Origin of the sequence: Pseudescherichia sp. (assembly GCF_032052675.1) — a bacterium.
GTDB lineage: Bacteria > Pseudomonadota > Gammaproteobacteria > Enterobacterales > Enterobacteriaceae > Pseudescherichia.
Window position 1 is genome coordinate 1 of record NZ_DAMBWA010000019.1, and the last position, 23813, is coordinate 23813.

Consider the following 23813-nt stretch of genomic DNA (forward strand, 5'->3'; position numbering starts at 1 on the left):
ACGACCTTGCCAAGGTCGGGGTCGCGAGTTCGAGTCTCGTTTCCCGCTCCAAATTTTCTCTTCTGAATTAATTATCCACAGCGCAAACGCCTGCTGGCATCGTTTTATTTCGATGTTGTCATATTCTTGTAAACAGAGTTATCCACAAGGCTACCGCTATCTCCCCCTGCGCTTAAATGTTAACAATGTAAATAATATATTTATAACTATATGAATTTTATAGATAAAACTTTATTTCAAAATGTTAATGCGATCGCTTGACGAATTTTTCCGTATTGAATCGCAATAGATTTTTATTTTTATGCACACCCTGTGGAAAGCTTAGGCGTCCCACGGTAGCCCCTTTTCGATCACCCTGACCAGCCTTAACTTCTGCGGGAGCTGTACCTCCACCACGCAGGCGTTACGCTTCTCAATCTGCTGCGCAATCGCCCACTCTATGTGCTCATCAAGAAGTGGGTGCTCACCTCGGCGTTGCTCAAGGGCCTGGATATTGGCCTCGTCCCAGGGCGCGTTACCCAGCGCTACCGCAACGTTTCGTAGCCAGCGTAGATGACCGATACGGCGAATGGCCGACCCCTCCGTGACCTTCAGGAAATGCGCCTCGCTCCAGCCAAACAGCGCGATCAGCTCCGGGGCGTGCAGCGCCTTACGCGGGCTAAAATCCTCTTCGTCAGTGAGCTGCGAAAAGCGGTTCCACGGGCAGATCAGCTGGCAGTCATCGCAGCCGTAGATGCGGTTGCCAATCAGCGGCCGGAACTCGGGAGGAATCGATCCCTCCAGCTCAATCGTCAGGTAGGAGATGCAGCGTCGGGCATCAACGGTATAGGGCTCAACAATGGCCCCGGTCGGACAGATCGTCATGCAGGCGACGCACTTCCCGCAGTTCTCCTCGACCGGTTTGTCGACCGGTAAGGGGAGGTCAATCAGCAGCTCGCCGAGGAAAAAGAATGAGCCCGCCTCGCGGTTGAGGATAAGTGAGTGCTTACCTGTCCACCCCAGGCCCGCTTTTTCTGCCAGCGGGCGCTCAAGCAGCGGCGCGGAGTCGACAAAGGGTCTAAAATTCAGCGAAACGCAGTGCTGCTGGATAGTTTCACCCAGTTTTTTGAGGCGATTGCGCAGGAGCTTGTGGTAGTCACGGCCCAGCGCGTAACGGCTAACGTAACCGAGCGCAGGATTTTTTAGCGTGCTGGCAAAGGCGGCATTGGCTGGCAGGTAGTTCATGCGCACGCTAATCACCCGCAGCGTGCCGGGTAACAGCTCATGCGGCCGGGCGCGCATCATGCCGTGACGCGCCATCCATGCCATTTCGCCATGATACTGCTTATCCAGCCATGCCTGGAGTTTGGGTTCACTGGCGCTGAGATCGGTATCGGTAATGCCGACCTGTTGAAACCCCAGTTCGGTGCCCCACTGCTTAATGTTTTGCGCTAGCTGATTGAGATCGAGGGGCTGTGACATGACGGACCATACGTTGAAAAGTAGACTGAATAAAAACCGTACCACTATACCACACTCTGTGTGGCCTGCGCAGGCGCTGCGCGAGGCTGAAAAAGAGGCGGCGGATAGCCTGGGTATTACGCTGTTTGAGCTGATGCAGCGCGCCGGGGAGGCGGCGTTTAGCGTAGCGCGCGCGGCGTATCCCCAGTCTCGCCGCTGGCTGATCCTCTGCGGCCACGGTAATAACGGTGGCGACGGCTACGTGGTGGCGCGGCTGGCGAAGGCGGCGGGCATTGAGGTGACGCTTCTCGCGCTGGAGAGCGATAAGCCGCTGCCGGAGGAGGCCGAACAGGCGCGTAACGGCTGGCTGGACGCCGCTGGGGAGATCCATGCTGCGGACAGCGCCTGGCCTGAGGAGATCGATCTGATTATCGATGGCCTGCTGGGCACCGGCCTGACCGACGCCCCGCGTGAGCCAGCCGCGAGCCTTATTGCGCATGCCAATGCGCATGCCGCGCCGGTTATCGCTCTGGATATCCCCTCCGGGCTGAATGCCCAGACCGGCGCGACGCCTGGTGCGGTAATCAATGCCACGCATACGGTGACCTTTATCGCCCTCAAGCCTGGCCTGCTTACCGGCAAAGCCCGGGACGTCACCGGCACGCTTCACCATAACGCGCTGGGGCTGGAGGGGTGGCTGGCGGCACAGGAGACGGCGATCCACCGCCTGGAGGCATCACAGCTTGCGCAGTGGCTGCCGCCGCGTCGTCCCACATCCCATAAAGGTGATAACGGGCGGCTGGTGATTGTCGGCGGCGATCACGGTACCGCCGGGGCTATCCGCATGACCGGCGAAGCGGCGCTGCGTTCAGGCGCTGGGCTGGTACGCGTGCTGACGCGCGTTGAGAATATCGCCCCGCTGATCGCCGCCCGTCCCGAGCTGATGGTGCACGAGCTCACGGAAAAGCTATTGGAAGAGAGCCTTGCGTGGGCGGACGTGGTGGTGATCGGTCCCGGCCTCGGCCAGCAGCCGTGGGGCAAAAAGGCGCTGCAAAAAATTGAGAATTTTCGTAAACCCATGCTGTGGGATGCAGACGCGCTGAACCTTCTGGCAATCAATCCCGATAAACGTCACAATCGCGTTATCACTCCGCACCCTGGTGAAGCTGCACGTCTGCTTAACTGTAGCGTGGCAGAAATTGAAAGCGATCGCTTACTTTCTGCTCAGCGTCTGGTAAAACGTTATGGTGGCGTGGTCGTACTGAAAGGCTCAGGTACTATCGTCGCCAGCGCCGACGATGACATCGGCATCGTGGATGCCGGCAACGCCGGGATGGGCAGCGGAGGGATGGGAGATGTGCTCTCTGGCATTATTGGTGCCATGCTGGGGCAGAAGTTCTCTCTGTATGAGGCCGCCTGCGTGGGCTGTGTGGCGCACGGTGCGGCAGCTGACTACCGTGCGGCGCGTTACGGCACCCGCGGGATGCTGGCAACCGATCTTTTTTCCGCGCTGATGCGTGTTATTAACCCGGATGTGATTGACGTAGACCATGATTAATCGAGTGATCCCTCTGCCCGACGAGCAGGCAACCTTAACGCTGGGCGAGCGCGTCGCGCAGGCCTGTAACGGCACAACCGTCATCTACCTGTACGGTGATTTAGGCGCGGGTAAAACAACACTGAGCCGGGGCTTCCTGCAGGCGCTGGGCCACCAGGGGAACGTAAAAAGTCCAACCTATACGCTGGTTGAACCCTATACCCTCGATAAGCTGATGGTGTACCACTTTGATCTCTATCGCCTTGCCGATCCTGAAGAGCTGGAATTTATGGGCATTCGTGACTATTTTGCCAACGATGCCATCTGCCTCGTCGAGTGGCCGCAGCAGGGTTCGGGCGTGCTGCCCGATCCGGATATCGAAATCCATTTAGAATACCAGGCCCAGGGGCGAGAGGCGCGCATTGCGGCCGTCTCCTCTGCGGGTGAGTCTTTACTGACGCGTTTGTAACTATGCATTTGTAACTACATATTTGTAACTACAGGATGACGGGATGATCAGTCGCGTAAAATGCTGGGCCCTGGCCGCGCTGGTCGCGCTAAGCGCGCAGGCCACCGCCGCAAGTCTGTCGGATATTCAGGTCTCCAATGGCGATGACCAGGCCCGTATCACGCTGAGTTTTATGGGCGATCCGGAGTATGCGTTTACCCAGGAGGGCAAACGCAGCGTGGCGCTGGATATCAAACAGACCGGCGTGATTCAGGGCCTGCCGCTGCAGTTCAGCGGCAACAATCTGGTAAAAACCATTCGTTCCGGGACGCCGAAAGATAACCAGTCGCTGCGGCTGGTGGTCGATCTCACCGAAAACGGCAAAGCCCGGGCGGTAAAACAGCAGAACGGCGCCAACTATACGGTGGTGTTTACTATTGATGCCGATGCGCCGCCACCGCCGCCGCCGGTTGTAGCGAAACGCGTCGAAACCCCGGTTGTCGCGCCGCGGCCAGCAGAGCCTGCCCGTAACCCGTTTAAGAACGAAAATGACCGGGTGACCAGCGTCACCAGCAGCAATACCGTGACGCGTCCGGCCATGCGTGCCAGCACCGCATCGGGCGACAAGGTGATTATTGCCATTGATGCCGGGCACGGCGGTCAGGATCCGGGCGCTATCGGCCCCGGCGGCACGCGTGAGAAAAACATTACTCTCTCCGTAGCGCGCAAGCTGCGCAAGCTGTTGAACAGCGACCCGATGTTTAAGGGGGTGCTGACCCGTGACGGCGACTACTTTATCTCGGTGATGGGCCGCTCGGACGTGGCGCGGAAACAAAACGCCAATTTCCTTGTCTCTATCCACGCCGACGCCGCGCCAAACCGTGACGCCACCGGCGCCTCGGTGTGGGTGCTCTCTAACCGCCGGGCTAACAGCGAGATGGCGAGCTGGCTGGAGCAGCATGAGAAGCAGTCTGAGCTGCTGGGCGGAGCGGGTGACGTGCTGGCGAACAGCCAGTCCGATCCCTACCTAAGCCAGGCGGTTCTCGATTTGCAGTTCGGCCATTCCCAGCGCGTCGGGTATGATGTAGCGACCAATATGCTCAGCCAGCTGTCGCGCATCGGTTCACTGCATAAGCGCCGCCCGGAGCACGCCAGCCTTGGCGTGCTGCGTTCGCCGGATATCCCGTCGGTGCTGGTGGAGACCGGGTTTATCAGCAACCGCAGCGAAGAGCGCCTGCTGGACAGCGACGACTATCAGCAGCAGCTGGCGGAAGCCATTTATAACGGGCTGAAGAGCTACTTCGAGGCGCATCCAATGCAGTCAGCGCCGCAGGGCGGGGCCGCCCAGACCGCCAGCGCCGGCTCGCCGGGGAGCAGTTTTATTAACTAAGGAGATTTCATGCCGATTCAGGTCTTGCCGCCGCAGCTAGCGAACCAGATCGCCGCTGGCGAAGTGGTGGAGCGCCCTGCGTCGGTGGTGAAAGAGCTGGTTGAAAACAGCCTTGATGCGGGCGCGACCCGCATTGATATCGACATTGAGCGCGGCGGGGCGAAGCTGATCCGCATCCGGGATAACGGCAGCGGCATCGGTAAAGATGAGCTGGCATTGGCCCTCGCGCGTCATGCCACCAGCAAGATCGCCTCGCTGGACGATCTGGAAGCCATTGTCAGCCTGGGCTTTCGCGGCGAGGCGCTGGCCAGTATCAGCTCGGTATCCCGGCTGACGCTAACCTCCCGCACCGCCGACCAGCCTGAGGCCTGGCAGGCCTATGCCGAAGGGCGGGAGATGGCGGTGACGGTGAAGCCCGCCGCTCATCCGCCTGGCACGACGCTTGAAGTGCTCGATCTCTTCTATAACACCCCTGCGCGCCGCAAGTTTATGCGCACTGAAAAGACCGAATTCGGCCATATCGATGAGGTGATCCGCCGCATCGCGCTGGCGCGCTTCGACGTCACGATCACCCTGAACCACAACGGTAAGATGGTGCGCCAGTACCGGGCCGTACCGCCGGGTGGGCAACGTGAACGCCGTCTGGGGGCGATCTGCGGCCTGCCGTTTATGGAGCAGGCGCTGGCGATTGAGTGGCAGCACGGCGATTTAGCCATGCGCGGCTGGGTCGCCGATCCGCAAGCCACTACGGCGGCGCTGGCTGAGATCCAGTACAGCTATGTTAACGGCCGCATGATGCGCGACCGACTGATCAACCATGCTATCCGCCAGGCCTGTGAAGACAAGCTGGGGGCGGACCAGCAGCCCGCGTTTGTGCTCTATCTGGAGATCGATCCGCATCAGGTTGACGTTAACGTTCATCCCGCCAAGCACGAGGTGCGCTTCCACCAGTCACGGCTGGTGCATGACTTTATCTACCAGGGCGTAGCCAGAGTATTGCAGCAGCAGCTCGCTGCGCCGCTGGCGCTGGCGGACGAACCCGCACCGCGCCAGGTGCCGGAGAACCGCGTCGCCGCCGGTAAAAACCAGTTTGCGCAGCCGCCGGTGGCGCGTGAGCCCGCCGCGCCGCGCTCCGCCGAGCCTGGCACCGCGCCGCGCAGCCACGGCGGAGGCGCGTCGAGCAGCGCGGGCGGGGCAGGCTGGCCGAACGCCCAGCCGGGGTATCAAAAGCAGCAGGGGGCGCTCTACCGCAAGCTGCTGGAGACGCCGGAGGCCACGCCCGCGCCCGCTGCGCCAAAAGCCGCAGCGCCGCTGCCCACCGCCCGTAGCCAGAGCTTTGGCCGGGTGCTGACCATCGTCAATGACGACTGTGCCCTGCTGGACCGCGAAGGCCAGCTCTGTCTCCTGTCGCTTGCGGTGGCCGAACGCTGGCTTAAGCAGGCGCAGCTGGTACCGGTGGAGGGCACGCCGTGCAGCCAGCCGCTGCTGATCCCGGTGCGGCTGAAAGTCTCGACTGAAGAGCGGGCCGTGTTGACGCGGGCGGCCACTATGCTGAGTGAAATGGGCATTGAGTTTCAGTCAGATGCGCATCATGTGACCATTCGCGCAGTGCCTTTACCCTTACGGCAACAAAATTTACAAATCTTGATTCCTGAACTGATAGGCTACCTGGCGCAGCAGACGACCTTCAGCGTAGCAGAGAGCGCCCAGTGGATTGCCCGCCGGCTGGCCAGCGAACGTCCCCAGTGGAATATCGCCCAGGCCGTGGCGCTGTTAGCTGACGTTGAGCGGCTTTGCCCGCATCTGGTAAACGCGCCGCCGGGCGGTTTGTTACAATGTGTTGATATCACCCCGGCGATGAAAGCCCTGAAAGATGACTGACGTAAGTACTGATATAGCTAAGGCGAGCCTGCCTAAGGCAATTTTTTTAATGGGGCCAACCGCCTCCGGGAAGACGGCGCTGGCCATCGCGCTGCGTAAAGTTTTGCCAGTAGAGTTGATTAGCGTCGATTCTGCCCTTATCTATCAGGGGATGGATATTGGTACGGCGAAGCCGGACGCGCAGGAGCAGGCGGCGGCGCCCCATCGGTTACTGGATATTCTCGATCCGGCGCAGGCTTACTCCGCGGCTGATTTTCGCCGCGACGCGCTGGCCGAGATGGCGGAGATTACCGCCGCAGGCCGGATCCCCCTGCTGGTGGGGGGAACCATGCTCTACTTTAAGGCGCTGTTGGAGGGCTTATCGCCATTGCCCTCCGCGGATCCCGCAGTAAGAGCTAAAATTGAACAGATGGCGGCAGAGCAGGGGTGGGAAGCGCTGCACAAGCGGCTGGCAGAGGTAGATCCGCTAGCGAGTGCACGAATTCATCCGAACGACCCGCAAAGGCTTTCCCGGGCACTGGAAGTTTTTTTCATTTCGGGTAAAACTTTAACGGAACTGACGCAAACGTCAGGAGAAGCTCTGCCGTATCAGGTGCATCAGTTCGCCATCGCCCCGGCGAGCCGTGAACTGCTCCATCAACGAATTGAGCAGCGTTTTCATCAGATGTTGGCTTCAGGTTTTGAAGCAGAAGTGCGGGCGCTTTTTGCTCGTGGAGATTTGCATACGGACATGCCTTCCGTTCGTTGTGTGGGATACCGCCAGATGTGGTCATACCTTGAAGGCGAGATCTCATATGAGGAAATGGTTTATCGAGGTGTTTGCGCGACGAGACAGTTAGCGAAACGCCAGATAACCTGGCTTCGCGGTTGGGAGGGCGTTCACTGGTTAGACAGTGAAAAGCCGGAACAGGCGCGAAATGAAGTATTACAGGTTATTGGTGCTAACGCAGACTGAATGTGTACAATTACATCGGATCGTGCGCAAAATTTTACGCAGTTTTCAGGGCCTTCGGGTTCAAAGTACAAAACAAGCATATAAGGAAAAGATAGAATGGCTAAGGGGCAATCTTTACAAGACCCGTTTCTGAACGCGCTGCGTCGGGAACGCGTTCCGGTTTCTATTTATTTGGTGAATGGTATTAAGCTGCAAGGTCAAATTGAGTCTTTCGATCAGTTCGTGATCCTGTTGAAAAACACGGTCAGCCAGATGGTCTATAAGCACGCAATTTCTACTGTTGTCCCGTCGCGTCCGGTTTCTCATCACAGCAACAACACCGGTGGCGGCACCAGTAACTATCACCATAGCAGCAACGCGCAGGGTTCTTCTGCATCACAACAGGACAGCGAAGAGACCGAATAAGGTTTTTTGCTGTTTTCCATGTCGGGGAGCCAGGTGTTCCCCGCTGGTATTCTAAGAGGGTTTACGCTTGTTTGACCGTTATGATGCCGGTGAGCAGGCGGTGCTGGTACACATCTATTTTTCGCAAGACAAAGATATGGAAGATCTCCAGGAGTTTGAATCCCTGGTCTCTTCAGCTGGCGTCGACGCAATGCAGGTGATTACCGGTAGCCGTAAAGCACCGCACCCAAAATATTTTGTTGGTGAAGGTAAGGCAGTTGAAATAGCGGACGCCGTAAAAGCATCGGGTGCATCGGTCGTGCTCTTTGATCATGCCCTAACCCCAGCCCAGGAACGCAACCTGGAGAGACTGTGCGAGTGTCGTGTTATCGATCGCACCGGTCTGATTTTAGACATTTTTGCGCAACGTGCACGTACCCACGAGGGGAAACTGCAGGTTGAGCTGGCGCAGCTGCGCCATCTGGCCACGCGACTGGTGCGCGGCTGGACCCACCTTGAGCGTCAGAAGGGCGGGATTGGTTTGCGTGGTCCGGGTGAAACCCAGCTCGAAACCGACCGTCGTTTACTGCGTAACCGTATCACTCTGATCCTCTCGCGCCTTGAGCGCGTTAGCAAACAGCGCGAGCAGGGGCGTCGGTCGCGCGCGAAAGCGGATATCCCCACGGTATCGCTGGTAGGCTACACCAACGCCGGTAAATCGACGCTGTTTAACCAGATCACCGAAGCGCAGGTCTACGCTGCGGACCAGCTGTTTGCCACCTTGGATCCGACCCTGCGCCGTATTGACGTCGCTGACGTTGGCGAGACGGTGCTGGCAGATACGGTAGGGTTTATCCGCCATCTGCCGCACGATCTGGTTGCTGCCTTTAAGGCGACCCTGCAGGAGACGCGCCAGGCCACGCTGCTGCTGCACGTGATTGACGCCGCCGATCTCCGCGTCCAGGAAAACATTGAGGCGGTGAATACCGTTCTCGAAGAGATTGACGCGCACGAGATCCCGACCCTGCTGGTCATGAACAAGATCGATATGCTGGACGAGTTCGAGCCGCGTATCGACAGGGACGATGAAAACAGACCGATCCGGGTTTGGCTGTCAGCGCAAACCGGGGTGGGTGTACCACTGTTATTTCAGGCGCTAACCGAGCGTCTCTCCGGGGAGGTAGCCCAGCATACGCTGCATCTGCCTCCGCAGGAGGGGCGGCTAAGAAGCCGATTTTATCAGCTTCAGGCGATAGAAAAAGAGTGGACGGAGGAGGATGGCAGCCTGGGTCTGCAAGTTCGTTTGCCGATCGTTGAGTGGCGTCGCCTCTGTAAACAAGAACCTGCATTGGTTGACTACGTAGTCTGACCTGGCGGCTGGCCTGAAGACATTTCCCCTCCAGGGGATAACGAATAACAAATATGGAGCACATACATGGCGTGGAACCAGCCCGGTAATAACGGACAAGACCGCGACCCGTGGGGAAGCAGCAATAATCAAGGCGGCAACTCTGGGGGAAATGGAAATAAAGGCGGTCGCGATCAGGGGCCTCCTGATTTAGATGATATCTTCCGCAAGCTGAGCAAGAAACTGGGCGGCTTTGGCGGTGGAAAGGGAACCGGATCGGGCGGCGGCGGTGCCGCTCCCGGCCCGCGCAGCCGCATGGGTGGCCGCATTGTCACCATCGTGGCGGCAGCGGTAGTCATTATCTGGGCAGCCAGCGGTTTCTACACCATTAAAGAGGCGGAGCGCGGCGTCGTAACCCGTTTTGGCAAATTTAGCCATCTGGTGGAGCCAGGCCTGAACTGGAAACCGACCTTTATTGATAGCGTTACAGCGGTCAACGTGGAGTCCGTTCGTGAACTGGCGGCCTCCGGTGTGATGCTGACCTCCGACGAGAACGTGGTGCGCGTTGAGATGAACGTCCAGTACCGCGTCACCGATCCTGAGCGCTACCTGTTTAGCGTGACCAGCGCCGACGACAGTCTGCGTCAGGCTACCGACAGCGCCCTGCGCGGCGTGATCGGTAAATACACGATGGACCGTATTCTGACCGAAGGCCGTACCGTTATTCGTAGCGATACCCAGCGCGAGCTGGAAGAGACGATCCGTCCTTACAACATGGGTATTACCCTGCTGGACGTCAACTTCCAGGCTGCCCGTCCGCCGGAAGCGGTACAGGCCGCGTTTGACGATGCCATTGCCGCCCGTGAGAACGAGCAGCAGTCCATTCGTGAAGCAGAAGCCTACGCTAACGAAGTTCAGCCGCGTGCTAACGGCCAGGCGCAGCGTATCCTTGAGGAGGCGCGTGCTTACCGTACCCAGACTATCCTGGAAGCGCAGGGTGAAGTGGCGCGCTTTGCCAAGCTCCTGCCGGAGTATAAAGCGGCCCCGGAAATTACCCGCGAGCGTCTCTATATCGAAACGATGGAAAAAGTGCTGAGCCACACCCGTAAGGTGCTGGTTAACGATAAGGGCGGCAACCTGATGGTTCTGCCGTTAGATCAGATGCTGAAAGGCGGCGCGCCTGCGGCAAAGAGCGATACCAGCGGGGCGAATAACCTGCTGCGCCTGCCGCCTGCGTCAAGCACCACCAACAGCACCAGTAACGCACCGTCTGCTGGCCAGGGTGACATCATGGACCAACGCCGTGCTAACGCACAGCGTAACGACTACCAGCGTCAGGGGGAATAACGATGCGTAAGTCTGTAATTGCGATAATTATCATCGTGCTGGTAGTACTCTACACCTCAATTTTTGTGGTGAAAGAGGGCGAGCGCGGTATTACGCTGCGCTTCGGCAAAGTGCTGCGTGACGACGAGAACAAACCGCTGGTCTTCACGCCAGGCCTGCACTTTAAGCTGCCGTTTATTGAGACCGTCAAAACCCTGGATGCGCGTATCCAGACAATGGACAACCAGGCCGATCGCTTTGTGACCAAAGAGAAGAAAGACCTGATCGTTGACTCCTATATCAAGTGGCGCATCAGCGACTTCAGCCGCTACTACCTGGCAACCGGCGGCGGTGACGTCTCCCAGGCCGAAGTGCTGCTGAAACGTAAGTTCTCTGACCGTCTGCGTTCTGAAATCGGCCGTCTCGACGTGAAAGACATCGTCACCGACTCCCGTGGTCGTCTGACCCTGGAAGTCCGCGATGCGCTGAACTCCGGCTCTGCTGGCACGGAAGATGAAGTGGCAACGCCTGCGGCGGATGATGAAATCGCTAAAGCGGCCAAGCGCGTCACGGCGGAGACGAACGGCAAGGTGCCGGTCGTGAACCCGAACAGTATGGCCGCGCTGGGTATCGAAGTGGTGGATGTGCGGATCAAGCAGATCAACCTGCCGAGCGAAGTCTCTGAAGCGATCTACAACCGTATGCGCGCCGAGCGTGAGGCGGTTGCCCGTCGTCACCGTTCACAGGGCCAGGAAGCCGCAGAAAAACTGCGTGCAACGTCCGATTACGAAGTGACGAAAACGCTGGCGGAAGCCGAGCGTGAAGGGCGCATCCTTCGTGGTGAGGGCGATGCGGAAGCGGCTAAGCTGTTTGCCGACGCATTTAGCCAAGATCCGGACTTCTACGCCTTTATCCGTAGCCTGCGCGCCTATGAGAGCAGCTTCCAGAGCAATCAGGATGTGATGGTGCTCAGCCCGGACAGCGACTTCTTCCGCTACATGAAGACGCCGGGAACGGCCACACGCTAAGTTCGCAGCAATTAATACTTTACTCAAACCACCGTCATCCTCAGGAGACGGTGGTTTTCTTTTGAAGGAAGCATAATGAACTCCACCATTTGGCTGGCGCTGGCATTAGTTTTGGTGCTGGAAGGGCTGGGTCCCATGCTCTATCCGCGCCTGTGGCGACGTATGATCGCCTCTCTTGCGCTGCTGCCGGATACCATTTTGCGCCGTTTTGGCGGGGGATTAGTGGTTGCCGGGGTCGTGATCTACTATATGTTGAGGAAAACGATTGGCTAGAGAAATAGCATGCAGATTGGCCGAAATTTGCCGACAAAAAGTGCTGATTATCAGAAAAAGCGATGGTAGAATCCTTTTTTAAGCAAACGGTGATTTTGAAAAATGGGTAACAACGTCGTCGTACTGGGCACCCAATGGGGTGACGAAGGCAAAGGTAAGATCGTCGATCTCCTTACTGAACGTGCTAAATATGTGGTTCGCTATCAGGGCGGTCACAATGCAGGCCACACTCTCGTAATCAACGGTGAAAAAACCGTCCTCCATCTTATTCCATCAGGCATTCTGCGTGACAATGTGACCAGCATCATCGGTAACGGTGTGGTGCTCTCTCCTGCTGCGCTGATGAAAGAGATGAAAGGCCTGGAAGAGCGTGGTATTCCGGTACGCGAACGTCTGCTGCTCTCCGAAGCTTGCCCGCTGATCCTCGACTATCACGTGGCGCTGGACGTAGCGCGTGAAAAAGCGCGCGGCGCGAAAGCGATCGGCACCACCGGCCGTGGTATCGGCCCGGCTTATGAAGATAAAGTGGCCCGTCGCGGCCTGCGCGTTGGCGATCTGTTCGACAAAGAGACCTTTGCTACTAAGCTGAAGGAAGTGATGGAATATCACAACTTCCAGCTGGTGAACTTCTACAAGGCCGACGCCGTTGACTACCAGAAAGTGCTGGACGATGTGATGGCGGTTGCCGACATCCTGACCGGCATGGTGGTGGACGTTTCCGATCTGCTGGACCAGGCGCGCAAGCGTGGCGATTTCGTCATGTTCGAAGGTGCGCAGGGTACGCTGCTGGATATCGACCACGGTACCTATCCGTATGTGACCTCCTCCAACACCACCGCCGGTGGCGTGGCGACCGGCTCCGGCCTGGGTCCGCGTTACGTGGACTACGTGCTGGGGATCATCAAAGCCTACTCTACTCGTGTAGGCGCGGGCCCGTTCCCGACTGAGCTGTTCGATGAAACCGGCGAGTTCCTCTGCAAGCAGGGTAACGAGTTTGGCGCGACCACCGGTCGTCGTCGTCGTACCGGCTGGCTGGATGCGGTTGCCGTACGTCGTGCGGTGCAGATCAACTCCCTGTCCGGCTTCTGCCTGACCAAGCTGGACGTGCTGGACGGCCTGAAAGAGGTGAAGATCTGCGTAGCTTACCGTCTGCCGGACGGCCGCGAAGTGACTACCACGCCGCTGGCTGCTGATGACTGGGAAGGTATCGAGCCGATCTACGAAACCATGCCGGGCTGGTCTGAAACCACCTTCGGCGTGAAAGAGCGCAGCGGTCTGCCGCAGGCGGCGCTGGACTACATCAAGCGTATCGAAGAGCTGACCGAAGTGCCGATTGATATTATCTCTACCGGCCCTGACCGCACCGAAACCATGATCCTGCGCGATCCGTTTGACGCGTAATATCAGTGTAGTACCGTAATACTGCCCGGCGGCACTCTGCTTGCCGGGCCTACTTGCCCTCTTTTCACTTCTTCTATTCAAATAAATTAGCTGCTTACTCTCTGGCTGGTTTATCATCAATAGTGTTAATACCAACTGGTATCCCGCGTTTTTCCCTTTATCCTGAGGTTGATGTGCAGTTAACGAGTTTCACCGATTACGGATTGCGTGCCCTGATCTATATGGCGTCGCTACCGGAAGGGCGAATGACCAATATCTCTGAAGTAACGGCAGTGTACGGGGTCTCCCGCAACCACATGGTCAAAATAATCAACCAGCTCAGCCGGGCGGGCTACGTCGCGGCTGTCCGAGGGAAAAACGGCGGTATTCGCCTGGGCAGGCCTGCTAATACCATCCGCATTGGTGACGTCGTGCGCGAGCTGGAACCGCTTGCGCTAGTGAACTGCAGCAGCGCATTTTGCCACATTACTCCCGCCTGCCGCCTGAAGCAGGCACTCTCCAAGGCCGTGAACAGTTTTCTGATGGAACTTGATCACTACACGCTGGCCGATTTGGTTGAAGAGAATCAACCGCTGTATAAATTATTACTGGTGGAGTAAGAGAACGCTCTGCCAGAGCTGACAACGGAGGAACCGCTATGTCACAAGATCCTTTCCAGGAGCGCGAAGCTGAGAAGTACGCGAACCCAATTCCCAGCCGCGAGTTCATTCTCGATCATTTATCAAAACGCGAAAAACCGGCTAATCGCGAAGAACTGGCGCAGGAACTCAATATTGAGGGTGAAGAGCAGCTGGAAGGGCTGCGACGCCGCCTGCGCGCGATGGAGCGCGACGGGCAGCTGGTCTTTACCCGCCGCCAGTGCTATGCCCTGCCGGAGCGTCTCGACCTGCTTAAAGGCGTCGTCATTGGCCACCGCGACGGCTACGGCTTCCTGCGCGTTGAAGGCCGCAAAGACGACCTCTATCTCTCCAGCGAGCAGATGAAAACCTGCATTCACGGCGATCAGGTGCTGGCCCAGCCGCTCGGCTCCGATCGTAAAGGGCGTCGCGAAGCGCGCATCGTGCGCGTGCTGGTGCCAAAAACCGGCCAGATTGTCGGGCGCTACTTTACCGACGCAGGCGTGGGCTTTGTGGTGCCGGACGACAGCCGCATGAGCTTCGATATTCTTATTCCGCCGGAAGAGATTATGGGCGCGCGGATGGGCTTCGTGGTGGTGGTTGAACTCACCCAGCGCCCGACCCGACGCACCAAAGCCATCGGTAAAATCGTTGAGGTACTTGGCGATAATATGGGCACGAGCATGGCGGTCGATATGGCCCTGCGTACCCATGAGATCCCCTACGTCTGGCCGCCTGCCGTTGAGCATGAGGTGAGCAGCCTGAAAGAGCAGGTGCCGGAGGAGGCGAAAGCCGGGCGTGTCGATCTGCGTAACCTGCCGCTGGTCACTATCGATGGCGAAGACGCCCGTGACTTTGACGATGCGGTCTACTGCGAGAAAAAACGCGGCGGCGGCTGGCGTCTGTGGGTAGCCATTGCCGACGTAAGCTACTACGTTCGTCCGGGCACCGCCCTGGATGACGAAGCGCGCAGCCGTGGCACCTCGGTCTACTTCCCGTCGCAGGTGGTACCGATGCTGCCGGAAGTGCTCTCCAACGGCCTCTGCTCCCTCAACCCGCAGGTTGACCGCCTCTGTATGGTCTGCGAGATGACTATCTCGGCGAAAGGGCGCTTAACCGGCTACAAATTCTACGAAGCGGTGATGAGCTCCCACGCACGCCTGACCTATACCAAGGTGTGGCATATGCTGGAGGGCGATCAAGAGCTGCGTGAACAGTATGCGCCGCTGGTAAAACATATCGAAGAGTTGCATACCCTCTACAAAACGCTAAACCAGGCGCGGGAAGAGCGCGGCGGTATCTCCTTTGAGAGCGAAGAGGCGAAGTTTATCTTCAACGCCGAGCGCCGCATTGAGCGCATCGAGCTGACCGAGCGTAACGACGCTCACAAGCTGATTGAAGAGTGCATGATCCTCGCTAACATCTCCGCCGCCCGCTTTGTCGAGAAGGCAGAAGAGCCCGCGCTGTTCCGTATTCACGACCGTCCGACCACCGAGGCTATTACCTCATTCCGCTCGGTATTGGCCGAGCTGGGTCTGGAGCTGCCCGGCGGCAACAAGCCGGAGCCGCGGGACTACGCCGCGCTGCTGGAGTCCATCGTCGATCGTCCTGACCATGAGATGCTGCAGACCATGCTGCTGCGCTCCATGAAGCAGGCGATCTACGATCCGGAGAACCGGGGCCACTTCGGCCTCGCGCTGCAGTCGTACGCCCACTTTACCTCGCCGATCCGTCGCTACCCGGATCTCTCTCTGCACCGGGCCATCAAATATCTCGTTGCGAAAGAGCAGGGGCTTAAGGGTAACAGCACGCCGTCGGGCGGCTGGCACTATCCGATGGAGGCGGTCCTGCAGCTGGGCCAGCACTGTTCGATGGCCGAACGCCGCGCCGACGAAGCGACACGCGACGTTGCCGACTGGCTGAAGTGCGACTTCATGCAGGATCACGTGGGTAGCAACTTCCAGGGCGTCATCGCCAGCGTCACCGGCTTTGGCTTCTTTGTGCGCCTGAACGAGCTGTTTATTGACGGCCTGGTTCACGTCTCCTCGCTGGATAACGACTACTACCGTTTCGACCAGGTCGGTCAGCGTCTGATTGGCGAATCCAGCGGCCAGACCTATCGGCTGGGCGATCGCGTTGAAGTGCGTGTCGAAGCGGTGAACATGGACGATCGCAAGATCGACTTTACGCTCATCTCCAGCGAGCGTGCCCCGCGCAACGTCGGCAAGACCGAACGCGAGCGGGCTAAAAAAGGCGCGCCGGGTAAACCCAGCGGCCGCCGTCGCCAGGTCGGTAAAAAAGGTAACTTTGAGCCGGACAGCGAATTTCGCCGGGAGAAGGGCAAAGGTAAAAGAAAAGGCGCAGACAGCGCACAGCCGAAGGTGAAGAAAGAGAAAGCGCCATCGGCGAAGACGCAAAAAATTGCCGCTGCGACCAAAGCAAAGCGCGCGGCAAAAAAGAGAACCGCTGAGTAATCTTATAAATCCCCTTTATTCGTAAAGGGGATTTTTTATTTCTGTCGTTAGCTAATTTCCGGCAATCGATATTTTTTATTTGTCCTTAGCCCAAAAGCCCGCCTGTGTATAGTAGCTGCATAATTGTTAAATATCTGATGCGTTAATTCGCAAGGAGCTATTATGCATCTGGCACGTTTTCCCCGCCTTTCTCTGGGCCATTTCCCGACGCCGCTTGAACCTTTAGAAAATCTCTCAGCCTTGCTGGGCGGGCCGAAAATATGGATTAAGCGCGACGATGCAACCGGCCTTGCGACCGGCGGAAATAAGACCCGAAAGCTTGAATTCCTGCTGGCCGATGCGCAGCAGCAGGGGGCTGACGTCATCATTACCCAGGGCGCTACCCAGTCTAACCATGTGCGCCAGACCATCGCCGGGGCGGCGAAGCTCGGCCTGCCGGCCAAAGTGCTGCTGGAGAAGCGCGTCACCGACTTTGGCGAAGATTATCAGCGCTCCGGCAACGTGCTGCTGGATGAGCTGCTCGGCGGCGAGATCGTTGCTCATCTGCCGGGCGGTACCGACATGCAGCAGGCGATGGATATCTACGCCAGCGAGCTGCGCGAGAAGGGCCATCGCCCTTACGTTATCCCCGGCGGCGGCTCTAACCCCATCGGCGCGCTGGGCTACGTTGCCTGCGCCGAAGAGCTTCTCTACCAATCTTCCCAGCTGCGTCTGCGTATCGATCACGTGGTCCACGCCACCGGCAGCACCGGCACCCAGGCCGGACTGATCGCGGGCTTCCACGCTACCCACAGCCACGTTCCGGTGCTGGGCATCAGCGTACGTGCGCCAAAGGTGAAGCAGGAGGAGAACGTCTGGAATCTGGCCTCCCGCACCCTTGAGCTGCTGGGCGTGCCGGGCGAGCTGGCGCGTGAGGCCGTGGTCGCTAACAGCGACTACGTCGGCGAAGGCTATGGCCTGCCGACCGAAGGCATGCTGGAGGCGCTGCGTCTGCTGGCGCGCCACGAAGGTATCCTGCTGGATCCGGTTTACTCCGGTAAAGGCTTTGCCGGGCTGGTGGATCTGATCCGCAAAGGTCACTTCCGCAAGGATGAGAACGTGGTGTTTATCCACACCGGCGGCGCCGCCGGGCTGTTTGGCTATCGCCAGGTGCTGGAAGGATGAAACCGTTTTTGTTAGGCGTTCTCGGCGGCATGGGGCCGCTGGCGACAGTCGATTTTATGGCGAAGCTGCTGACCGCGACGCCTGCGGCCCGCGATCAGCAGCAGATCCCGGTTGTCGCCTGGAACGTCCCGCAGATTGCCGATCGGCAGAAGGCGTTGGCCGGGCTTGGCCCGTCGCCGCTGCCGCAGCTGCTGAACGGTATCGAAAAGCTCAACGCTGCCGGAGCGAGCCATATTGCCATCCCCTGCAACACGGCTCACCACTGGTATGACGCCCTGAGCCGCGCCAGCGATGCGCCGATCCTGCACATCGTTGAGGCGACGCTTGCGCGTATTGCCGAACGTGCGCCAACGCGTGTCGGGGTTATCGCGACCCACGGCACGCTGGCGGCGGGCTGGTTTCAGCAGGGTCTGGAGCGCCTTAACGTTACGTCGGTACTGCCCACCGAGCAGGAGCTGGAGAGCTGGTTTGTTCCCGGCTGCTACGCGGTCAAGCGCGGCGCGCTGCGCGAGGGGGGCGAGCTGCTCTCTTTGCAGGCCCAGGCGCTGGTTGAGCGGGGCGCGGAAACGCTGATCCTTGCCTGCACCGAAGTCCCGGTGGCGCTGGACGCCATCGACTCCCCCTTTCTTGTCCACGCCATCGATCCTGCCCAGGCGCTGGCGGAGCGATGTTCGGCCCTCTGGCAGGAATATCGTTAATCTCTTCACTCTTTAACAGGAAAAATAAAATGAAAAAAAGTCTCTGCTTATTACTGGCAGCGGGTAGCTTGTGGACAAATATGACCTGGGCTGCCTCACCGGAAGAAGTGCGTGTCGCCTACAGCGGCGGTTCACAGGTATTAATGCTGGCGAAAGCCGACGGCTCGCTGGATAAAGCGTTAAACAGCAAAGTGAAGTGGGTGCAATTTGCCTCCGGTGCGGATGCGCTGAGCTATTTCGCCAGCAACGCCATCGATATTGCTAATTTTGGATCCAGTCCGGCCACCGCAGGCGTAGTGCGTAAATTACCGGTAGAGATTATTGGCGTCTCCGGCGTGATTGCCAGCTACGAGCGCCTAATTGGTAAAGAGGGCATTACTAACATTAAGGATATCGAAGGGAAACGCGTGGCCTATCCGCCAAACTCTACCGCGCAGTACGCGCTGGAGGCGGCGATTAGCGTCAATAAACTCGACCGCAGCAAAATTACCCTGCTGCCGCTGCGCCCGGCTGAGATGGTCGCCGCGTGGAAGCGGGGCGATATTGATGCAGGCTATGTCTGGGCCCCGTTTGCCCAGGAGCTGGAGTCCTCCGGCGGCCACCAGGTCTTTGCCACCAAGGATCTGCAGAAAGATGGCTACCTGATCTACAACAACTACGTGGTGCGTAAAGCCTTCGCCGAGCAGTATCCGGATACCGTCAGCGCCTTCCTGCGCGTGCATCAGGAGAAGGTCGACGAGTTCAAGAAGGATCCTGAACGCGCGGCAGCCATTGTGGCAAAAGAGGTGGGCGCCCCGGTAATGACCGCGGCTAACACCCTCGGCGGCCTGGAGTACCCGACCCTGGCCGAGCAGGGTACCGCCGCCTGGCTGGGCAACGGCACCCAGACCACCGACAGCGGGATCGGCAAGGCGCTGAGCAAAACCTCCAGCTTCCTCGCCGGCATCGGTGAGATCCGCAAGCGTGATATTCCCGCTAACTGGGATCAGGCCATCAACTCCGAATACATTCGTAAAGCGGCGGTAGCTACGCAATGAGATTGAGTCAGCACATCGCCATCAGCGTTGCATCGGTGGCGATCTTTTTTGTGATTTGGCAGGTGGCGGCCACCCGGCAGTGGGTGGATCCGCTTCTGCTGCCGTCGTTAACCGATATCGGTTTAACCACGGAAGAGCTGCTGGCAGACGGCTACCGCCAGGTGCCGCTCTGGGAGCATGTGATGGTGAGCCTGGCCAGAGCGCTGAGCGCCTTCGCGGTGGCGATTGTGGTGGGTATCCCGCTCGGGCTGCTGATGGGCCTCTCCAACGGCCTGTCGGCGGTGCTGAACCCCTTCGTCCAATTTCTGCGCCCGCTGCCGAAGATTGCTCTGATCCCGCTGGCGGTAGTATGGCTGGGCATCGGCGAAGCGTCGAAGTTCTTCCTGATCTTCATCGCTACCTTCCTGAGCGTGGTGGTGGGAGCCAGCGCGGCGGTGGAGCGTATCGGCCGATCACGCATCCGCGTCGCCCAGACGCTGGGCGCGACGAAAGGGCAGATCTTTCTGCGCGTGGTGCTGCCGGACGCGCTGCCCGATCTGTTCACTACCGTCAGGCTGTCGATAGGCATTGGCTGGACCTCGCTTATCGCGGCGGAGATGGTGGCTGCCAGCTCGGGCCTGGGCTGGATGGTAATCAACGCCAGCTCCTACCTGCGCACCGACATTGTGATGCTGGGCATTCTGCTGCTCGGTGGGATTGGTTATCTACTGGATCTCCTTCTTTTAGGCCTGCAACGCCTGTTTGTGCCCTGGGCGGGGAAAGAATAATGGCTGTACAGATTGCGCTGGAGAACGTCTCTCTCCAGTTTGCGGCAAAACCGCACCCTTTTACCGTGCTGGAAGATATTTCGCTTGCCCTGGATAAGGGTGAGTTTGTGGTACTGCTGGGGCCGTCGGGCTGCGGCAAATCCACCATCCTCAACCTGGTGGCGGGCTTTAACCAGCCCGACAGCGGGCGCGTGCTGTGCGGCGGAGAGCCGGTGCGCCAGCCCGGCCCGTCGCGGGGAATGATCTTCCAGCAGCCGAACCTGTTTCCGTGGCTGTCGGTGCTGGATAACGTCACCTTTGGTCCGCGCCTTGGCAAGCATAACCGCAACGAGGTTAACGCCCAGGCGCGGGAGTGGCTGGCGCGCGTCGGGCTGAGAGGCTTCGAGAATCACGCTCCCTGGCAGCTTTCCGGCGGCATGAAGCAGCGCGTGGCGCTGGCCCGCGCCTGGCTGCCTGGCCCAGAGGTGCTGCTGCTTGACGAGCCGTTTGGTGCGCTTGATGCCCAGACGCGCCTGATGATGCAGGAGCTGCTGCGCAACGCCTGGCTGGCAACCGAGACCACGCTGCTCTTCGTCACTCACGACGTGGAGGAGGCGCTGTTCCTCGCCGATCGTATTCTGATCATGTCAGCAAAACCGGGAAAAATCGTCGAAGAGGTGACCCTGCCGTTTGGCCGTGAGCGTGATATCGAAAACCTGGCGGCGCACCCGCTGTATGGCGAAATCAAGCAGCACGTTCTGCATCGCGTTCGCCAGGAGGCAAAGCGCCATTTTTAGTGGATCCGTGGTTCCCGGTGTCGGGAATGAATCGACTGTCATCAACACAAGGTGGAAGCAATGAGCATTAGCGAATTAAAAGCCCGGCTGGAACAGAGTATTCACCAACACCGCGACGAATATATTGCGATCTCGAAAGATATTCATGCCCATCCGGAGACCGGGAATAACGAGTACTACGCCAACGGCCTGCTGACGGCGCTGCTGGCTAAAAACGGCTTCGAGGTTACCTCGAACGTGGCCGGACACGAAACGGCTTTCTATGCGGTGAAAGAGAGCGGTAAACCGGGCCCGACCATCGCCTACCTGGCCGAGTATGATGCCCTGATCGATATCGGTCACGCCTGCGGACATAACATCATTGGCGTGACCAGCATCGCCGCGGCGATCGCCCTGAGCGAGACCCTCGACCAGACCGGCGGCAAGGTGGTGGTGCTGGGCACCCCTGCCGAAGAGGGCGGCCTGCGCGGCAAGGGTGGGCCAAACGGCAACGTCAAGGCCCGCTTCGTTGAGCACGGCTTTCTGAAGGACGTTGACGCGGCGATGATGGTGCATCCCGGCGGCAAAACCCAGCTAACCGGGCCGTTCTTAGCCAACAACCACCTCTATTTCCACTTCTACGGCAAGCCCTCCCATGCGGGCAGCTCGCCGCACAAAGGGGTTAACGCCCTGGATGCGCTGGTGCTGCTCTATAACGGCATCAGCGTGCTGCGTCAGCAACTGCCGGACGGCGTACGCGTGCACGGCATTATCACCAACGGCGGCCAGGCCCCGAACGTGATCCCGGAGTACGCCTCCGCGCACTACTACATTCGGGCGGAAACACGCGAGGCGGTGGAGGCCCTGGAGCCGCGCCTGCGCGCCATTGCAGAGGGCGTCGCCATCGCCACCGGCACCACGGTAAGAATCGAGCACCAGGTTGGCCCGCGCGACTTCAATATTAACCATACGCTGAACAACCTCTTCCTCGAAGAGTTTACCGCCGTGGGTGAACAGGTCGATCTGCGTCAGAAAGAGGGCAAAGGCTCCACCGACGTGGGCGATATCAGCCACGCCGTACCGACCGCGCATCCGTCGATCAAGATTGGTCCTGACGATCTGATTGGTCACACCGTCGCCTTCCGCGAAGCCGCTAACTCTGAGCAGGGCTATGAGGCGCTGGTGACCGGCGCGCTGGTGCTGGCGAACGCGGGCCTGCGTTTGCTGACCGAGCCTGCGCTGCTGCAGGAGGCGAAAGACGAATTTGCCGGGCGCAAAGCCAGCCCACACGCCGACAGAACCCTGACCGGAGCCGCCGCTGAATGAAAATGATGTTCTCTGCCGCCGCACTGTTGCTGGCGGCCTCTTTACCCTGGGGAAGTGCACAGGCTGAAGCCGTGAACCGCAACGCCACGCTGAATATCGCCTATGGCAATCGGCCCGGTACGCTGGATCCTTACTTAACCACCAACAACGCTACCTCGGATGTGGATCGCCACATCTTTGAAGAGCTGTTCACCATCAACGATAAGTTTGAGCCGGTGCCGGACCTGGTGGCATCGTATACCCTGAGCGACGATCGCAAGAGCTACACCTTTGTGCTGCGCGACGGCGTCCGTTTCCATGACGGGCAGCCGCTGACGGCGGATGACGTGGTCGCCTCCATGAGCCGCTGGCTGGCGGTCTCTACCCAGGGGAAAGCCAACCTCCCCGGTGCGGTCTTCAGCAAGGTCGACGATAAGACCGTGCGGCTCGTCCTTCCCGAGCCGTCGCTGATTACGCTTAACGTACTGGCCGACGTGAAGAACATTGCGGCGATCATGCCTAAACGCCTGATTGATGAAGCGAATAGCAGCAAAAAACCGGTGAGCGAGCTAATCGGTACCGGGCCGTATAAGCTGGCAGAGTTTAAGCAGGGCGAGTACCTGCATCTGACCCGGTACGACGGCTATAGCGCCCGCAGTGAGCCGGCCAGCGGCCTCTCCGGGCAGAAGCAGGCCAACGTGAAGGATATCTGGTTCCGCTACATTACCGATGAGTCAACGCGGCTGGCGGGGGCAATGACCGGCGAGTACGACATCGTCTTCAACCTGCCGAAGGACAATATCGACGCCCTGAGCAGCGCCCCGGACCTCACTCTGGCCCAGCCCGAGAGCGGCGGGTCGCTGATCACCTATCTCTTCAACAAGCAGCAGGGACCCTTTGCCAACGTTAAGCTGCGCCAGGCGTTTAACCTGGCCCTCGACGTTCACCAGACGCTGCTGGCAGGCTACAGCGATCCGCGCTTCTTTAAAGAGGATCCCTCTCTGGGCTTCCCTAACCAGGTCGACTGGTACAGCGAAGCGGGCAAGCCGTTCTGGAATCAGCACAAGCTCGACGAGGCCCGCCAGCTGGTGAAGGATTCCGGCTATAAGGGTGAGGAGGTGGTGATTATCGCCACCAAAGAGTATGCCGAGCTCTATAACCTCGCGATTGTCGCCCAACAGGTGCTGAAGCAGATCGGCGTTAAGTCGCGCCTCGACGTCTACGACTGGCCCACCGTACTGCAGCGCCGTCAGGATCCGAAAAACTTCGATCTCTGCGCGCTGGAGTTCTCGATGCGCCAGGTGCTGCACCAGTATCCGTTCCTCGACTCGCGGGCCAAATTCCCGGGCCTGAGCAACAGCCCGGAGATTGACGGCGTGCTGGATGCGATCAAGCAGGCTCCGTCGCTAAAAGAGGCGAAGCCGCTGGTGGACAAGCTCAACGTGCTGAGCTGGCAGTATCTGCCGGTGATTGTGCTGGGCCACACTACGCCGGAGCCGGTTGCTATCAAGAAAAACGTGAAGGGGTACCACGACCTGATCGGTCCGGTACTGTGGAACGTGACCGTTAGCCAGCCCTGAATGGA

General features: G+C 59.0%; 21 protein-coding genes. 20 read left to right on the forward strand and 1 reads right to left on the reverse strand.

The features are described from left to right. Positions 1-321: 321 nt before the first annotated feature. The gene (queG, locus tag RTX96_RS19240) at positions 322-1461 is read right to left on the reverse strand and encodes a tRNA epoxyqueuosine(34) reductase QueG (protein ID WP_312671818.1); all 1140 of its coding nucleotides are present in this window, start codon (positions 1459-1461) and stop codon (positions 322-324) included. On the opposite strand from queG, the gene nnr reads away from it, so the two are divergent. The 20 genes from nnr (at position 1460) to RTX96_RS19340 (ending at position 23808) form a co-directional block, all read left to right on the forward strand. Beyond that, complete coding sequence (nnr, locus tag RTX96_RS19245) at positions 1460-2998, forward strand: bifunctional ADP-dependent NAD(P)H-hydrate dehydratase/NAD(P)H-hydrate epimerase (RefSeq protein WP_312671819.1); 1539 nt, start codon at positions 1460-1462, stop codon at positions 2996-2998. The two genes, queG and nnr, sit on opposite strands and share 2 nt — an antisense overlap. After that, positions 2991-3446, forward strand: coding sequence for a tRNA (adenosine(37)-N6)-threonylcarbamoyltransferase complex ATPase subunit type 1 TsaE (tsaE, locus tag RTX96_RS19250; RefSeq protein ID WP_312671820.1), 456 nt, complete (start codon positions 2991-2993; stop codon positions 3444-3446). The genes nnr and tsaE overlap by 8 nt, the downstream gene beginning before the upstream one ends. A gap of 43 nt (positions 3447-3489) precedes the next feature. Beyond that, positions 3490-4815: an N-acetylmuramoyl-L-alanine amidase AmiB gene (gene amiB / locus RTX96_RS19255; RefSeq protein WP_312671821.1), complete on the forward strand. Its 1326-nt coding sequence runs from the start codon at positions 3490-3492 to the stop codon at positions 4813-4815. A 9-nt stretch (positions 4816-4824) separates the two neighbouring features. Continuing rightward, on the forward strand, positions 4825-6696 hold the full coding sequence (gene mutL / locus RTX96_RS19260) for a DNA mismatch repair endonuclease MutL (protein ID WP_312671822.1): 1872 nt from the start codon (positions 4825-4827) through the stop codon (positions 6694-6696). After that, on the forward strand, positions 6689-7651 hold the full coding sequence (gene miaA / locus RTX96_RS19265; RefSeq protein WP_103818645.1) for a tRNA (adenosine(37)-N6)-dimethylallyltransferase MiaA: 963 nt from the start codon (positions 6689-6691) through the stop codon (positions 7649-7651). Before mutL ends, miaA begins: the two co-directional genes overlap by 8 nt. A 96-nt stretch (positions 7652-7747) precedes the next feature. Next, a complete protein-coding gene (gene hfq / locus RTX96_RS19270) occupies positions 7748-8056 on the forward strand; it encodes an RNA chaperone Hfq (RefSeq protein ID WP_042388550.1) in 309 nt (102 codons plus the stop codon). 67 nt (positions 8057-8123) lie between these two features. After that, a complete protein-coding gene (hflX, locus tag RTX96_RS19275) occupies positions 8124-9404 on the forward strand; it encodes a ribosome rescue GTPase HflX (protein ID WP_103818644.1) in 1281 nt (426 codons plus the stop codon). A 66-nt stretch (positions 9405-9470) separates the two neighbouring features. Beyond that, a complete protein-coding gene (hflK, locus tag RTX96_RS19280) occupies positions 9471-10730 on the forward strand; it encodes an FtsH protease activity modulator HflK (protein WP_103818643.1) in 1260 nt (419 codons plus the stop codon). Between the two features lie 2 nt (positions 10731-10732). Further along, positions 10733-11737, forward strand: a complete 1005-nt coding sequence (gene hflC, locus RTX96_RS19285; protein ID WP_103818642.1) for a protease modulator HflC — start codon at positions 10733-10735, stop codon at positions 11735-11737. Between the two features lie 75 nt (positions 11738-11812). Beyond that, the gene (locus tag RTX96_RS19290) at positions 11813-12010 is read left to right on the forward strand and encodes a DUF2065 family protein (protein ID WP_103818641.1); all 198 of its coding nucleotides are present in this window, start codon (positions 11813-11815) and stop codon (positions 12008-12010) included. Between the two features lie 102 nt (positions 12011-12112). Further along, positions 12113-13411 (forward strand): adenylosuccinate synthase, encoded by a 1299-nt coding sequence (locus RTX96_RS19295; protein ID WP_103818640.1) that lies wholly within the window; start codon positions 12113-12115, stop codon positions 13409-13411. 173 nt (positions 13412-13584) lie between these two features. After that, positions 13585-14010: a nitric oxide-sensing transcriptional repressor NsrR gene (nsrR, locus tag RTX96_RS19300; RefSeq protein ID WP_103818639.1), complete on the forward strand. Its 426-nt coding sequence runs from the start codon at positions 13585-13587 to the stop codon at positions 14008-14010. Between the two features lie 38 nt (positions 14011-14048). Next, positions 14049-16502 (forward strand): ribonuclease R, encoded by a 2454-nt coding sequence (gene rnr, locus RTX96_RS19305; protein WP_312671823.1) that lies wholly within the window; start codon positions 14049-14051, stop codon positions 16500-16502. Between the two features lie 162 nt (positions 16503-16664). Next, positions 16665-17666 carry a D-cysteine desulfhydrase gene (locus RTX96_RS19310; RefSeq protein WP_312671824.1) on the forward strand — a complete coding sequence of 334 codons (1002 nt, stop codon included), beginning with the start codon at positions 16665-16667 and terminating at the stop codon, positions 17664-17666. Then, entirely contained in the window at positions 17663-18364 is a 702-nt protein-coding gene (locus RTX96_RS19315; protein ID WP_312671825.1) for an amino acid racemase, read from the forward strand. Before RTX96_RS19310 ends, RTX96_RS19315 begins: the two co-directional genes overlap by 4 nt. A gap of 29 nt (positions 18365-18393) precedes the next feature. After that, positions 18394-19401, forward strand: a complete 1008-nt coding sequence (locus RTX96_RS19320; protein WP_312671826.1) for a glycine betaine ABC transporter substrate-binding protein — start codon at positions 18394-18396, stop codon at positions 19399-19401. Continuing rightward, the gene (locus tag RTX96_RS19325; RefSeq protein WP_103818634.1) at positions 19398-20168 is read left to right on the forward strand and encodes an ABC transporter permease; all 771 of its coding nucleotides are present in this window, start codon (positions 19398-19400) and stop codon (positions 20166-20168) included. Before RTX96_RS19320 ends, RTX96_RS19325 begins: the two co-directional genes overlap by 4 nt. Next, on the forward strand, positions 20168-20944 hold the full coding sequence (locus RTX96_RS19330) for an ABC transporter ATP-binding protein (protein WP_312671827.1): 777 nt from the start codon (positions 20168-20170) through the stop codon (positions 20942-20944). The genes RTX96_RS19325 and RTX96_RS19330 overlap by 1 nt, the downstream gene beginning before the upstream one ends. A gap of 60 nt (positions 20945-21004) precedes the next feature. Next, positions 21005-22249: a M20 family metallopeptidase gene (locus RTX96_RS19335; protein WP_312671828.1), complete on the forward strand. Its 1245-nt coding sequence runs from the start codon at positions 21005-21007 to the stop codon at positions 22247-22249. After that, a complete protein-coding gene (locus tag RTX96_RS19340; protein WP_312671829.1) occupies positions 22246-23808 on the forward strand; it encodes an ABC transporter substrate-binding protein in 1563 nt (520 codons plus the stop codon). The genes RTX96_RS19335 and RTX96_RS19340 overlap by 4 nt, the downstream gene beginning before the upstream one ends. Positions 23809-23813: the final 5 nt, after the last annotated feature.